Consider the following 13,657-nt stretch of genomic DNA (forward strand, 5'->3'; position numbering starts at 1 on the left):
TCGCCCAGCAGCAGTGATCTGCATCACACTCCGACCTTGCGCTTGGCCCGCCGCCCGGCGACGGGGACGAGGGCGGGGTCGGCGTTCCAGGCGGCGACGGGGTTGCCGAGCCAGCGGGTGGTGCCGGGGACGTTCTCGCCGCGCATGACCAGGGAGGCGGGGCCGACGGTGGTGCCGGCGCCGAGGGAGGAGTTGAGCAGCACGATGGAGTGCGGGCCGGTGGTGGAGCCGGGGCCGAGGTGGACGGGGCCCAGGCGCATGACCCGGTCGTGGAAGAGGTGGGTCTGCAGGACGGTGCCGCGGTTGACGCTGGCGCCGGCCTCGACGGTGACGAGGTCGCTCTCGGGCAGCCAGTGCGTCTCGCACCACACGCCGCGCCCGATGTGGGCGCCGAGGCTGCGCAGCCAGGCGTTGAGGTAGGGCGTGCCGGTGATGCTGGAGCCGCCGAAGGGCATGGCGAGTTCCTCGACGAAGCTGTCGTAGAGCTCGTTGCGCCACACGAAGGTGGACCACAGGGGGTGCTCGGCGACGCGGAAGCGCCCGACGAGCAACCACTTGGCGGCGGTGGTGACCAGGCAGGCGATGACGGCGGCGCCGATGAGGACGAGGCCGGCGGCGGCCAGGGCGCGCGGGAGGCCGTAGTCGTCGCGCAGTTCCTGGAGGGTGGCGAGGACGAGGTCGCCGAGGAGGGCGGCGAGGACGATGGGCAGCAGGCGGCACAGTTCGACGCCGGCGCGGGCCCACATCAGGCGCCGGGGCGGGTTGTAGGTGCGGGCGTCGCCGCCGGCGGCCGCGACGCGCGGCAGGGCGAAGGCGGGGCGGCCGAGCCAGGAGGAGCCTTCGGGGGCGTTGACGGGGGTGTCGGACAGGACGCCGACGAGGGAGTTGTCGGGCAGTCGGCGGCCGGGGCCGACGATGCCGGAGTTGCCGACGAAGGAGCGGCGCCCGACGTGCGCGGGGCCGATGTGCAGCCAGCCGGCGCGCAGCTCGTAGGGGGCGACGAGGGTGTCGTCGGCGAGGAAGGCGCCGTCGTCGACGCGCATCAGGCCGGGCAGGGCCAGGACGGTGGAGGCTTCGACGCGGCGGCCGACCTTGGCGCCGAGCAGGCGCAGCCACACCGGGGTGAAGAGGCTGGCGTAGAAGGGGAAGAGGGTGCGCCGGGCGGTGTCGCTGAGCCGGGTGACGGCCCAGGCGCAGTAGGCGACGCGGCCGTGGGCGGGGTGGAAGCCGGGACGCAGCGGGATGGACAGGAGGCGGACCGTGGTCGCTATCAGCGTGGCGTGGCACACCAGGGTGAGGGCGGCCAGCGGGATGGTGGCGGGCAGGAGTTGGAGGAGGGCCGCGGTGAGGGTGCGGTCGGTGTCGACCATCGTGAAGACGATGGCGAGCGCGGGGAGGGCGGCGATGATCGGCAGGAGGCCGAAGACGGTCAGGCCGACGCCGTAGGCGAGGTTCCAGAAGCGGGAGCGGGGGGTGGCGGTGGCCGCGGGCCAGGTGGTGCGGGCCTCGGTGGAGGGCCGGGCCGGGGAGCCGTGCCAGTGTTCGCCGGCGGGTACGGCGCCGGTGACGCAGGAGCCGGGGGCGATGTCGGCGCCGGCGCCGATGCGGGCGCCGGGCATGAGGGTGGAGCGGCCGCCGATGCGGGCGCCGTCGCCGATGTCGATGTGGCCCAGGTGGAGGGTGTCGCCGTCGAGCCACCAGCCGGCGATGTCGGCTTCGGGTTCGACGGTGGCGCCGGCGCCGATGCGGGCCAGGCCGGTGACGGGGGGCAGGGTGTGCAGGAGGACGCCGGTGCCGATGCGGCAGCCGAGCGCGCGGGCGTAGCGCAGGGCCCAGGGGGTGCCGGCGAGGGCGCCGACGCCGAAGAGGGTGACGGCGCGTTCGGCGGCCCACAGTCGCAGGTGGGCCTGGCCGCCGCGGGGGTGGGTGCCGGGGCGCAGGCCGGCGGTGAGCAGGCGGGCGGCGCCGGCGGCGAGGAGGGTGCGGCCGGGGGCGCTGTAGAAGAGGAGGAGGCCGGCGGCGACGGGCCACCAGGAGGTGTGCGGGGCCCAGCTGAGGTGGTTGCCGATGAGGTTGTCGAAGGCGGTGAGGGCGAGGATCCAGCGCAGTCCGGAGATGCCGAAGACGCCGAGCAGGATGAGGGTCTGCCACAGGCCGGCGCTGGCGGGGGTGCGGCGCACGGTGCGGGTGGGGGCGGGGGCGGGGGTGTGCGCGGCGCCGCCGGGATGAGGGGGGCCGGCGAGGTTGTCGAGGTAGTCGGCGAGGTCGCCGAGGACGGGGTGGGCGTAGAGGTCGGCGACGGAGACGCCGGGGTGGCGGGTGCGCAGTTCGGAGACGAGGCGGGCGGCGGTGAGGCTGGAGCCGCCGAGGGCGAAGAAGTCGTCGCCGTGGCCGGGGGCCATGCCGAGCATGCTCTCCCAGCGGCCGGCGAGCCAGCCGGCGGTGCCGTCCAGGGGGCGGCGGTGCCGGGGGTGGCGGTGCCGGTGGTGGCGAGCGGCCAGGGCAGGGCGTTGCGGTCGACCTTGCCGGAGGTGCGGGTGGGCAGGGAGTCGACGAGGGCGAGGACGGGCACGAGCGGGGCGGGCAGGCGTCCGAGCAGGTGCTGGCGGGCGGCGGTGAGGTCGGGGGTGGTGCCGGGCTGGGCGACGAGGTAGCCGACCAGGAGGTCGGCGCCGGCGGGGCTCTTGCGGACGGCGGCGGCCGCGGCGCGGATGCCGGGCAGGGCCTGGAGGGCGGCGTCGATCTCGCCGAGTTCGATGCGCCGGCCGCCGAGTTTGATCTGGTCGTCGGCGCGGCCGACGAAGACGAGGCCTTCGGGGTCGTTGCGCACGAGGTCGCCGCTGCGGTAGACGCGGGGGGAGGCGAGGGCGGGGTGGGCGCTGAACTTCTCGGCGTCCTTGGCGGGGTCGAGGTAGCGGGCGGTGCCGATGCCGGTGATGAGGAGTTCGCCGGTCTCGTACCAGGGGACGGGGTGGCCGGCGGCGTCGACGACGGCGATCTCCCAGCCGTCCAGGGGGGTGCCGATGCGTACGGGCTGGCCGGGGAGCATGCGGGCGGCGGTGGCGACGACGGTGGTCTCGGTGGGGCCGTAGGTGTTCCAGAACTCGCGGCCGGGGGTGGCGAGGCGCTCGACGAGTTCGGCGGGGCAGGCCTCGCCGCCGACGATGATCAGGCGCACGGCGTCCAGGCACTCCTGCGGCCACAGGGCGAGCAGGGTGGGGACGGTGGAGATGGCGGTGATGCGGCGCTCGACGAGCCAGGGGCCGAGGTCGGTGCCGGCCTTGACGAGGGAGCGGGGGGCGGGCACCAGGCAGGCGCCGTGGCGCCAGGCCAGCCACATCTCCTCGCAGGAGGCGTCGAAGGCCACCGACAGGCCGGCCAGGACGCGGTCGCCGGGGCCGAGCGGCTGCTGCTGGAGGAAGAGGCGGGCCTCGGCGTCGACGAAGGCGGCCGCGGAGCGGTGGGTGACGGCGACGCCCTTGGGGCGGCCGGTGGTGCCGGAGGTGAAGATGATCCACGCGTCGTCGTCGGGGGTGGGCCAGGCGGGGTTGCCGCCGGGCCCGGCCGCGGAGCCGGGGGCGAGTCGGCGTTCGGCGCCGAGGACGGCGCACACCTGGGCGTCCTGCCAGATCATGTCGGCGCGCTCGTCGGGGTCGTCGGCGTCGACGGGCACGTAGGCGGCGCCGCAGCGCAGCACGGCCAGGATGGCGACGTACAGGTCGGCGGTGCCGGAGGGGATGCGCACGCCGACCCGGTCTCCGGCACCGATGCCGTGCCCGGCGAGGACGCCGGCGAGGGTGTCGACCTCGTGCATGAGGGCGCGGTAGTCGAGTACGGCGGTGCCGGTGTCCAGCGCGGGTGCGTGCGGGTGGGCGTCGGCGGTGGCGGTGACGATGTCGAGCAGGCTGCGGGGGTGCGCGGGCCGGACGGCCGGCCAACCGGCGGCGTGAGCGGGCCCGGGACGGTTCAGCGTTCCCGGGCCTGCCATGTCCTGGCGTGCGTCCATAAGGAGTGTCCTCGGCTGGGAGTAGTCATAAGGATGAATGCGGGGAGTCACCTTGCGTGGTGCCTCACTCACCATGACTCGACTGGGAGCCCGCTGGATGCCGTGAAGGTGGAGTCAAAGGAACTTTTCATTTTCGGCGACATATGGGGGCATCAGGGAACGATTCGAAAGTCATTTCGGGGTTTTTCGATCGCTTTCGGTGGCGAAGGGTAATCGCCAGAGGCAGGAGGCATATGACGGGAAGGCGAAGAGTGGTCTACGCCATAGCGGCGGGGACGCTACCGGTAGTGAAAGCGGACCCACCAAATCTGGAGGTTTAGCGATGGTGGTGGCCGGATCCCGCCGGTGGCCGGCCGAGGGCGGGGGCGGTGCGTCCGGCAGCACGGCCGGCGGCCCCGAGGGCGGCGCGGAGGGCGGCGCGCGGCTCGTCTGGTACGCGGCGTACGGGTCGAACCTGCACGCCGCCCGGCTCGCCTGCTACCTGCGCGGCGGCCGCCCCGACGGCGGCGCGCGCACCTACCCCGGCTGCCGCGACCACCGACCGCCGCGCCGGGACGTGGCCGCGGTGCTGCCCGGCACGCTGTACTTCGCGCGGGAGTCGGCGGTGTGGGGCGGCGGCAGCGGCTTCTACGATCCGGACGCCTCGGATGAACTTCCTTGTCGCATCTATTTGATGACGATCAGTCAGTTCAGTGACATCGCCGCCCAGGAGATGCGCCGCAGCCCCGGCACCGACCTCGACCTCACCCGCACCCTCGCCCGAGGACGCGACCGGCTCGGGCCCGGCCGGTACGAGACGCTGGTGCACGCGGGCGAGCTGGACGGCCACCCGCTGCTGACCTTCACCGCCCCCGAAGGCCTGGCCGGCGCCGAACTCAATCCGCCCTCGGCGCCCTATCTGCGCACCCTGGCCGCGGGCCTGGCCGAGTCCCACGGCTGGAACGCGCGCCGCTGCGCCGACTACCTGGCCTCCCGCCCGGGCGCCGCCGGGCACTGGAACGCGGCGGACGTCCTGGCCGTACTGGGCGGTGGTCTGGACCTTTAGGTGTTGTTCACCCCGTGGTGACCGTACGGTGACAACTACACGGGTTCCGGCCACATCAGGCAAAGGAAGCGCCAGGCCACCGCACGGGCGGAGCGGCACTTCCCGCCGGCGGGTGGCGGCGGCCGGCGGCGGCCACCCGGCGGCTTCGTCAAAGGCGGTTTTAAGATCGCGCCCTTCAGCTCGAGCGCTGGCCGTGCAGGAGCAGGGGGAGGTCCACGGCGGCGTGGACCCGGCCGTTCTCCAGCCGGATCCACGCGGCCTTCTCGATCGGCTCGGGCATCGTGTGCGCCCTCGTCAGGCCGCGACGGGCGCGCCGGCGACGCGGCGTTCGCCGCCGTTGCGCTCGCGCCACGCCCGGTAGACGTCGATGGCCGCGTCGCTGGGCAGGTAGCGCATCGGCAGCCGGCGCTCGTCCCAGTTCTTGGCGAACTCGGCATAGAAGGTGGCGAGTTCGAAGTACTTGCGGTCGTCGACGTAGTGCGGTTCGTAGTCGTCGCGGGTGGTGAGGAAGACGACCTCGTCGGGGCTGCAGTAGTACAGCGAGCCCAGGCACATCGGGCAGGGGTGGGCGAGGACGTAGATGGTGGTGCCGGTCAGGTGCTCGGTGCCGAGCCTCGTGCAGGCGTCGCGGATGGCGAGGATCTCGGCGTGCGCGGTGGGGTCGCCGGTCTGGGCGACCCTGTTCGGGCTCTCGGCGAGGATCTCGCCGTCCTTGACGATGACGGTGGCGAACGGGCGCCCGCCTTCGGCGACGTTGCGGCGGGCGAGGTCGATGGTGTGCTGGGCGAAGTCCACGGTGGCGGTTCCCTGCTGGTCGGGGGTGGGGCGGCGGGCCGGGGGGCCTGTCGGCCGCCCCGGCCCGCACGGGGATCAGAACGGCTTGGTGGGCAGGTACTTGCCGTCCAGGGTGATGACGGCGCGGTGGCCGCCCTCGGGGTCCTCGACGGTCTTGACGTCGAGCTTGAAGTTGATGGCGCTGATGATGCCGTCGCCGAGCTGCTCGTGGACCAGGGCCTTGAGGGTGGTGCCGTAGACCTGGAGCATCTCGTAGAAGCGGTAGATGGTCGGGTCGGTGGGGATGCCGCCGGGGATGCTGCCGCGCAGCGGGATGGTCTGGAGCAGCCGGGCCGCGTCCTCGTCCAGGCCCAGGAGCTCGGTGACGGCCTTGGCCGCGTCGGCGGGCAGGGCGTGCTGGCCGAGCAGGGCGGCGGTGACGAAGGCGACGGACAGGCCGGTCGTGTCGGCGAGCTCCTGCCAGGTGAGGTCCTTGCGGGTCTTGGCGTCGACGACCTCCAGGGCGAGCTGCTGACGGGCGGTCTGGTCGAACTGCGCGTGCACCATGGGGTGGGCCTTTCGGGGTTGGGTCCGGGGCGGGTGCCCGGACCTGGTCTGGGGGTGGTGGGAGGGAACGGTCGGAGGGGACGGCGGTGGTCAGCCCGCCAGGGCGACGAACCGTCCGCTGTCGGTGTCGAGCGTCTCGGCGGAGCCGGATCCGATGTCGTAGACCCAGCCGTGCAGGGTCACCCTGCCCTGCACCAGGGCCTTGGCCACCGACGGGTGGGTCCTCAGGTTCGCCAGCTGGGCGAGGACGTTGTCCTTCACCAGGGCGGCGACCCGCTCCGCGCCGGCCGGATGCTCGGCCGCGTCGGTGCGGGCCTTGGCGACGTCCGCGTGGTGCAGCCAGGTGGCGACGGCGGGCAGGCCCGCGAGGTCGCCGCCGGAGGCGAGGGCGGTCATCGCGCCGCACGCGGAGTGCCCGCAGACGATCACGTCCGTGACCCCGAGCACGCCGAGCGCGTACTCGATGCTCGCCGCGACACCGTCCGCGCCCCGGGTGTACGGGGGCACGAGGTTGCCGGCGGTGCGGATGACGAACAGCTCGCCCGGATCGGTCTGGGTGATCAGCTCCGGCACGACCCGGGCGTCCGAGCAGCCGATGAACAGCGCGGTCGGCTGATGGGTGGTGGCGAGCTTCTTGAACAGTGCCGCCCGGGTCGGGAACACCTCCCGACTGAACCGCTGGAAACCCTGCGCCATCTCGTTCATGAGGTCACTCCTTCTTCGACGACCGTTGGTGCCTGCCGATGACCTCCACGATGCATGACCTGCGCCTATAGCGTCCAAGACGCAGTAGCCATCATTGCCATCAGCGCTGCCTATAGTTGGCTCATGGAACTGCGCCACCTCCGGTACCTGCTCGCCGTGGCCGAGCACGCCAACTTCACCCGCGCCGCCGAGGCCCTGCACGTCTCGCAGCCGACCCTCTCGCAGCAGATCAAGCAGTTGGAGGGCTCGCTGCACGTGCAGCTCCTCGACCGCTCCGGGCGCACCGTGCGCCTCACCGACGCCGGCCAGGCCTACGCCCACTACGCGCGCCGGGCCCTGCGCGACCTCGCGGCGGCCGAGCGCGCGGTGCGGGACGTCAAGGACCTCTCACGCGGCACCCTGCGCCTGGCCGTGACCCCGACCTTCACCGCCTACCTGACCGGGCCGCTCATCGGGGACTTCCACGCGCGCCACCCCGGGATCAGCCTGGACGTCCGCGAGCTGGCACAGGAGCGCATCGAGTCCGAGCTCGCCGCCGACCAGCTCGACCTCGGCATCGCCTTCGGCGGAACGCACCTGCCGGCCATCACCGCCACCACCCTGTTCACCGAGCACCTCGGCCTCGTCGTCGCCTCCGACCACCCGTACGCGGCCCACTCGGGCCCGCTCCCGGTCCGCGCACTGGGCGACCAGCAACTCGCCCTGCTCAGCGGCGACTTCGCGACCCGGCAGCACATCGACCGGTTCCTCTCCGACCACCGGGTCCGGCCGCGGACCGCCATCGAGGCCAATTCCGTCAGCGCGCTCGTCGCGATCGTCCAACGCACCGGCCTCGCCACCGTGCTGCCCGACGCCACCACCCGCGAACACCCGCACCTGCGCTCCGTCCCGGTCGACCCGCCGCTCCCCTCGCGCGCCGTCGCCCTGCTCCGCCGGGACACCGCCTACCAGAGCGCCGCCGCCCGCTCCTTCGGCGACCTCGCCCGACACCGCGCCCACACCTTCGACCACACCCCCGACGGCCCGGCCTGAAGCGGGCCGCGCCCGGCGGCCCCCGCCCGGGAGGAGAGAGAGCACCCCGACGACCGCGGAGCGGGAAGTCGGCCCGGCCGACTTCCCGCTCCGCCCGCCCGTCCGCGCCCTGCGCACCGGCGGGCCCGGTCACGCACTCAGGACGAGCCGCCCCCACCACGGATCAGGCGCAGCGCCGGCCCCGCGCGCCCGGCCGCCCGCCCGGCCCTCCGCCGCTCGGCCTGCTGTTCGGTTTCCCGCTCGGCCTGCTGTTCGGCCACCAGGTCCGCCGACACGCGGGCACCCAACGCCCGCAGCTCGGCCTTGCGCTCCTCGTCGGCCTCCTCGTCGCCCGGGTAGGCGGCCACGTACTTGACGCCGTGCTCGTCCTCCCAGGCGTAGCTGCGGTACTGCGTCGTCGCCTCGTCCTCCGCCACAGGGAACCTCCGCTCCTCAGTCTTCGGGGTGGCCCACCGTAGGCGACCGACCCGCACCGGGAAAGGGGCCGTGACGCCCGCACCGCACACCCCGTCACGCGGCTGACGGGCCGCTTGCCGCCCTCACGCCTCGGGCCACGCCCCCCTCACGGGCCGTCCGTCGCCGACGACCGTTCCCCCGATCGAGGGAAGCGGCGCCCGTCCGTGCGCTCGTCGGGGGACGAACCGGGACACTGAGGCCATGAGGATCTGGAACCGGCCCGTCCTGGGCGTGGTGGCTCTGGCCGCCGCCGCCATGCCGAGCCTGCTCGCCACGGTGCCGGCGCAGGCCGCCGGTCCGGCGGTGGCCGCCCACTCCGCCGAGCGCGCGTCCCGGCGCGACGTCTACGTGCCGCGCATTCTCTCCCCTCGGGCGGGGGCGCTCTGGCGGGTCGGCGAGCGGGTCGAAGTCACCTGGGACGTCTCGGATCCGCCGGCGCAGATCACCAACCGCACGGGGTCCATCGCCTTGCGCGCGGGCGGCGTCACCCTCCTCGACCGGGTCCTCGCCCGTGACTTCGACATCCTGCTGGGACGGATGGAGGTGACCGTGCCGGACGTCCCCCCTGGAGACGACTACCGGGTCGTCCTGTCCGGTGATTCCGGCAACTGGTCCGAGCCCTTCACGATCGCGTCGGACGGCCGGACCGCCCCGCCGCCGGGTGCGCCGGCTACTCGTCGTCGGTGAAACTGACCGAGCGGATGCCGCTCTGGGCGCTCGAACCACCCGGCCTGATGGTCTTGACCTCGTCCCGGCAGCCGGCGCCGAGGAAGACGGTCGCCTCCGCGTCGGTGTCGTTGTACAGCTCGGTGACGCGGCGGCCGAGGTCGTAGCACCGGTCGCCCTCGGGGTTCTCCAGCGTGTGCTCCTGGTTGTTGCTGATGTAGGTGAAAGTCCCCTCCGCGGCTTGGGCGTTGGACGGGACTGCGATGCACAGAACCGCAGCGGCACCGACGGTGACCAGCGTCCTTCCGAGGCTCTTCACGGACTCGTCTCCTTTGAACGGCGGGCTTGGCTTCCTCAGCGGTGCCAGTGTGGCCGTTCGGACACGCGAGGACGCGGGACGTCACTCGAATGGACCTTCGACGGCGTTTCCCCGCCCCTCCGGAGAGCGGTGTTGGGCGATAGGGGGGTTCGCCCCCGATGCGCCGGCCAACTTCTTTGTGCCATCTGCCAGTACGGCGGCCCGGCGGGGCGGAGGAGACTTTCCGCCACGGCCGCGACCCGGCGGGCGACGCACAGGAGGGGCGGCACGTGGGCGTGCAGCAGTACGACGGGATCGGCGAGGCGTTCGAGGGGTTCAAGTCCCTGCCCATGATCCGTTACGGGGAGGTGCCGAGCTTCCTGGGCCTGGTCGGGGACGTGGCCGGCCGGTCGGTCCTCGACCTGGCGTGCGGTACCGGCTTCTACAGCAGGGAGTTCAAGCGGCGCGGCGCCACCGAGGTCCTCGGCGTCGACATCTCCGCCGAGATGGTCGCCGCCGCGCGCGCGATCGAGCGGCGCGAGCCGCTGGGCGTGCGCTACGAGGTCGGCGACGTTTCCGAACTGCGGCCCCTCGACCGGAAGTTCGACATCGCGCTGGGAGTGCAGTGCCTCAACTACGCCGAGGACGTCGCGGCGATGGAGCGGATGTGCCGCACCATCCACCGGAGCCTGGTGCCGGGCGGGGAGTTCTTCGTGCTCGCCCAGAAGCCCGACTACCGCTTCGACTGCCCCTCCCTGGACAAGTACGGGTTCCGCTGCGAGCCGACCGGCGAGGAGATCGAGACGGGCCCGCGGGTGCGGATCACGGCCCTCCTCGACCCGCAGCCGATCAGCATCGTGGGCGCGGCCCCGCGCCGCGAGGTCTACGAGCAGTGCCTGCGGGCGGCCGGGTTCCGCGACGCCGAGTGGGTCCCGCTGCAGGTGTCCGAAGCCGGCCTGCGCGAGTTCGGCGAGGACTTCTGGGCGGACCTCCTCGCCAGCCCGCCGCTGGAACTGCTGCGCTGCCGCGTCTGACCGGCCCGGCGCCGTCCGTGCCTCAGCTCCAGTCGAAGGTCAACAGGGCCAGCCGGTCGACGGGTTCGAAGAACAGCATGATCCAGTCGGCGCCGCTGCCGCGGTAGTGCCAGCCGGGCACCGCCGCCACGAACTCGAAGCGGCGGCCGGACGGGCCGACCGGCCAGGTGCGGTCGCCGTCGTAGTCGAGCGGGAACACGTCGGTCTCGATCCAGTTGCCGGCGGAGTCGGCGTAGCCGCCGAGCTGGTCCAGGAGGGCCATCTCGCCGGTGCGGCCGGGGTGCGGCAGGCCGTCGTCACCCAGGTGGACGAGCCGGCCCTCGCGGCGGAAGCTGTCGCGGTGCGCCCGGTAGCTGCGCTCCTGGCGTTCGCAGTGCTCGGCGAGGTCGGCGTGGAACCCGGGCCAGGGGTCGGGGACTTCGCCCGGGCCCGCCGCCCGGGCGAAGTAGCGCACGTCGCCGGCCAGGCGCAGGCGGTCGCCCTCCAGCGTGAAGCCGAGCCAGTTGGGCGCCTGGAGCCCCGTGTGGAAGGCCGAGGTGTGGTCGCCGATGCAGCCCTCCGACGGTTCCAGCGGGCTCAGCAGGTGGATCCACCCGTGCCAGGCCGGGTTGACCTGGGCCAGGTCGATCGAGACCAGCGGGTGCAGGTGCCGGGCCAACTCGGCCTGGTCGGCGACGAAGACGTCCGCCGGATCGGGGTAGATCCGCAGGGCCGCCCCGGCCGTCATGACGTCCTCCCGCACGGGAGTGTCTTCCACGGACATCCGGATCTCCTTCGGTGACCACGCATCGGCGGCCGGTCGGCTGACGATCAGCCCCTTCCTACCAGGTGGCTCTGACAGGAGCCCTGGCACCGCCCGGCGACTGACGACTGTCGGTGGCCGGTGCTACGTTCCGGTCCTCGGCACGACGACTCGGCACGACGAAGGGGGCTTCCCGATGCAGCAGTTGTGGGCGCGGATCGAGGCCGCGCTGGAGCGGATCGCCCCGGAGGTGGCGGCCGCGATGCCGCCCGGCGCCACCGACGGGCAGATCCGGGCGGCGGAGACCGCGATGGGGGTGGAACTCCCGCCGGACGTCCGGGAGTCCTACCGCTGCCACGACGGCCTGCCGGGGGTCCTGATCGGTTTACACGCCGCGCTCCACCCGCTCGACGCGATGGTGGACGACTGGCGCGAGCGGTCCGTCGACGCCGGGGACCCGCCCTGGGACGAGCGGGCGGAGGACGGCGTGATCCGCCGGGACGTCGCCTGGTCCGCCGGATGGGTCCCCTTCATCTCCATCGGCAACGGCGACGTGATCTGCATCGACCTGGACCCGCCCGCCCCGCAGCGCCGCGGCCAGATCATCGACTGGTCGCACGAGGGCTGGCGGGCCGGCTACGAGGCCGCCGGCCTGCGGGAGTTCCTGGAGGCCTTCGCCGCCGACCTGGAAGCCGACCGCTACCGGGCCGACGAGACGCGCCTCGCCTGGGACGGCAGCGGACTGCCGCTGGTGATGCTGAAGGACTGAGCGTCAGCGCGCCCCGCTCGCCCCACTCGCCCCGGTTGCCGGATCGGGGCTGCACAGCCAGCCGTTGACGGCGAAGCGGCTGTCCTCGGGCCGCCGGCTGGGGCAGCTCACCGGGCGCACCTCGTGCCAGGCGGTGGGGCGGAAGAACACGATGCTGTCGTGCTCGGGCTCCCAGTCCCGCCAGGTGCGCTTCTCCCACTCCCCCGTCGTCCCGCCGTACAGCGGCAGCGCGGCGTCGAACACGCGCAGTGCGCCGCCGCCGAACGGCCGGGGCGTGCCGTGCAGGTAGTAGACGAAGGTGAGCAGGCGCCGGGGGGAGAACTCGGCGCTGGTGTCCTGGTGCGGCCGGTAGAAGTCGCCGTCGTTGTGCACGTTGAGGGTGTAGTCGGGCTCGGTGTTGCGGCAGGAGACGCCCAGGGTGTGCTCGACCGCCTCCAGCACCTCGTCGACGGCCGCCAGCAGTTCGGGCGCGGCGAACTCCCGGCACGAGCGGGAGCGGCGGAAGTCGGGGGCCAGTTCCCGGTCCCCGATCAGGGAGGGCTGCAACGCCTCGCCGGCGGAGGCGACGGCGGCGGCGCGTTCCAGCAGGGCGCCGGCCGTCCGCTCGCCCAGGAGCCCGGTGATGCGGCAGACCGTCACCGGGAGCCGCCAGATCGCGTCCGTGCTCACCGGCGACGGCTGCTCCGTCGCGGTGCCCGGCTCCGTCGCGATGCCCGGCTCCGTCACGGTGTCCGGCCCTGCCATGGTGTCCCGCCCTCTCGTCGTCACGCGGCCTCGAACGCGCTCACGCCCGGGGCCGCATCGCCCGGCGCCGCACCCGCGCCCCTACCGGCTCCAGTCCACCGGGACCACGTCCTGCTTGAGCCCGCGGTCGCTGCACACGGCACACGGGCTGCCCGGGACGCCGGGGCCCTGGTCGGTACCGATGGTGATGGCCCCGTGGGCGCCGGCCGGGGCGTGGACGCCGTCGCCGACCATCGCGGCCTCGTAGCCGCCCAGCAGTTCCTGCAGGGTGCCGGGGCCCAGGTTCTCGGGGGCGGTGATCGCGGCGATGCCGTCGTAGTCGGTGTAGGCCGCGCCCAGCGTCCGGCCGCCCACGGTGGCGAACACGATCCGGGCGCCGCGGATGGGCTCCCCCGTCACCGCGTCGGAGGCCATCGCGTGGATGTTCTCCAGCTGCATCTGGGTGACGTTCAGGCTCGCCTGGCTGGTCGTGAGCCTGGTCGGCTTGAGGCTGGGGCACTCCGCCCCGCTGCACGACGGGGCCGTCGAGGCGGCCGCGGACGCGGTGACCGCGCTCCCCGCACCCAGCGAGGCCAACGCCGCGGCCATCACCGCGACGGTCTTGCGACCAACAGAGCTCATGATCCACTCCCGTGGGAACCGCCCGCGCGTGCTCCGCTGCGACGCCCGAGGGCCGCGAGGGCCGGGCGCGTGCGGCACGCGACGGGTGCCGCCCCCCGTCGGACGACACGGCCGAGCGTAGCCACCGCCCGTCCGGCCCGACCAGCCGACGACCACGAGTTCGCAAGATCTGATGAACAGTCAACACCGTGGTGACAA

General features: G+C 73.6%; 13 protein-coding genes and 1 pseudogene. 5 read left to right on the plus strand and 9 right to left on the minus strand.

Annotated features, from left to right (window positions below; genetic code table 11):
- Positions 1-23 precede the first annotated feature (23 nt).
- Positions 24-4,006, minus strand: a pseudogene (locus tag OG556_RS00510) (Pls/PosA family non-ribosomal peptide synthetase).
- Between the two features lie 322 nt (positions 4,007-4,328).
- Here OG556_RS00510 and OG556_RS00515 point away from each other — a divergent pair.
- The gene (locus OG556_RS00515; protein WP_371515274.1) at positions 4,329-5,051 is read left to right on the plus strand and encodes a histone deacetylase; all 723 of its coding nucleotides are present in this window, start codon (positions 4,329-4,331) and stop codon (positions 5,049-5,051) included.
- Positions 5,052-5,345: 294 nt separating this feature from the next.
- Here the strand turns inward: OG556_RS00515 and OG556_RS00520 are convergent, their stop codons facing one another.
- The 3 genes from OG556_RS00520 to OG556_RS00530 all read right to left on the minus strand — a co-directional run bounded on the left by OG556_RS00520 (position 5,346) and on the right by OG556_RS00530 (position 7,097).
- Positions 5,346-5,846 carry a nucleoside deaminase gene (locus OG556_RS00520; RefSeq protein ID WP_371515275.1) on the minus strand — a complete coding sequence of 167 codons (501 nt, stop codon included), beginning with the start codon at positions 5,844-5,846 and terminating at the stop codon, positions 5,346-5,348.
- A 75-nt stretch (positions 5,847-5,921) separates the two neighbouring features.
- Complete coding sequence (cynS, locus tag OG556_RS00525; protein WP_350881326.1) at positions 5,922-6,392, minus strand: cyanase; 471 nt, start codon at positions 6,390-6,392, stop codon at positions 5,922-5,924.
- Positions 6,393-6,482: 90 nt separating this feature from the next.
- Complete coding sequence (locus OG556_RS00530; protein ID WP_371515276.1) at positions 6,483-7,097, minus strand: carbonic anhydrase; 615 nt, start codon at positions 7,095-7,097, stop codon at positions 6,483-6,485.
- Between the two features lie 123 nt (positions 7,098-7,220).
- Between OG556_RS00530 and cynR the strand changes: the two genes are divergently transcribed.
- Complete coding sequence (gene cynR, locus OG556_RS00535; RefSeq protein ID WP_371515277.1) at positions 7,221-8,129, plus strand: transcriptional regulator CynR; 909 nt, start codon at positions 7,221-7,223, stop codon at positions 8,127-8,129.
- A 137-nt stretch (positions 8,130-8,266) separates the two neighbouring features.
- Here the strand turns inward: cynR and OG556_RS00540 are convergent, their stop codons facing one another.
- Positions 8,267-8,545 carry a hypothetical protein gene (locus tag OG556_RS00540; protein WP_371515278.1) on the minus strand — a complete coding sequence of 93 codons (279 nt, stop codon included), beginning with the start codon at positions 8,543-8,545 and terminating at the stop codon, positions 8,267-8,269.
- A gap of 241 nt (positions 8,546-8,786) precedes the next feature.
- Here OG556_RS00540 and OG556_RS00545 point away from each other — a divergent pair, with 241 nt between their 5' ends.
- On the plus strand, positions 8,787-9,272 hold the full coding sequence (locus OG556_RS00545; protein ID WP_371515279.1) for a Ser-Thr-rich GPI-anchored membrane family protein: 486 nt from the start codon (positions 8,787-8,789) through the stop codon (positions 9,270-9,272).
- Here the strand turns inward: OG556_RS00545 and OG556_RS00550 are convergent.
- Positions 9,256-9,570, minus strand: coding sequence for a hypothetical protein (locus OG556_RS00550; protein WP_371515280.1), 315 nt, complete (start codon positions 9,568-9,570; stop codon positions 9,256-9,258). The two genes, OG556_RS00545 and OG556_RS00550, sit on opposite strands and share 17 nt — an antisense overlap.
- 269 nt (positions 9,571-9,839) lie before the next feature.
- On the opposite strand from OG556_RS00550, the gene OG556_RS00555 reads away from it, so the two are divergent.
- Complete coding sequence (locus OG556_RS00555) at positions 9,840-10,583, plus strand: class I SAM-dependent methyltransferase (protein ID WP_371515281.1); 744 nt, start codon at positions 9,840-9,842, stop codon at positions 10,581-10,583.
- A gap of 22 nt (positions 10,584-10,605) precedes the next feature.
- Here the strand turns inward: OG556_RS00555 and OG556_RS00560 are convergent, their stop codons facing one another.
- Positions 10,606-11,346 carry a hypothetical protein gene (locus OG556_RS00560; RefSeq protein ID WP_371515282.1) on the minus strand — a complete coding sequence of 247 codons (741 nt, stop codon included), beginning with the start codon at positions 11,344-11,346 and terminating at the stop codon, positions 10,606-10,608.
- A gap of 175 nt (positions 11,347-11,521) precedes the next feature.
- Between OG556_RS00560 and OG556_RS00565 the strand changes: the two genes are divergently transcribed.
- The gene (locus OG556_RS00565) at positions 11,522-12,094 is read left to right on the plus strand and encodes an SMI1/KNR4 family protein (protein ID WP_371515283.1); all 573 of its coding nucleotides are present in this window, start codon (positions 11,522-11,524) and stop codon (positions 12,092-12,094) included.
- Positions 12,095-12,097: 3 nt separating this feature from the next.
- On the opposite strand, the gene OG556_RS00570 is transcribed toward OG556_RS00565, so the two are convergent.
- Both OG556_RS00570 and OG556_RS00575 read right to left on the minus strand, forming a co-directional pair.
- Positions 12,098-12,838 carry a 2OG-Fe(II) oxygenase gene (locus OG556_RS00570; protein WP_371515284.1) on the minus strand — a complete coding sequence of 247 codons (741 nt, stop codon included), beginning with the start codon at positions 12,836-12,838 and terminating at the stop codon, positions 12,098-12,100.
- Between the two features lie 81 nt (positions 12,839-12,919).
- A complete protein-coding gene (locus OG556_RS00575; RefSeq protein WP_371515285.1) occupies positions 12,920-13,459 on the minus strand; it encodes a hypothetical protein in 540 nt (179 codons plus the stop codon).
- Positions 13,460-13,657: the final 198 nt, after the last annotated feature.

It is taken from the genome of Kitasatospora sp. NBC_01300, assembly GCF_041435235.1.
GTDB lineage: Bacteria > Actinomycetota > Actinomycetes > Streptomycetales > Streptomycetaceae > Kitasatospora.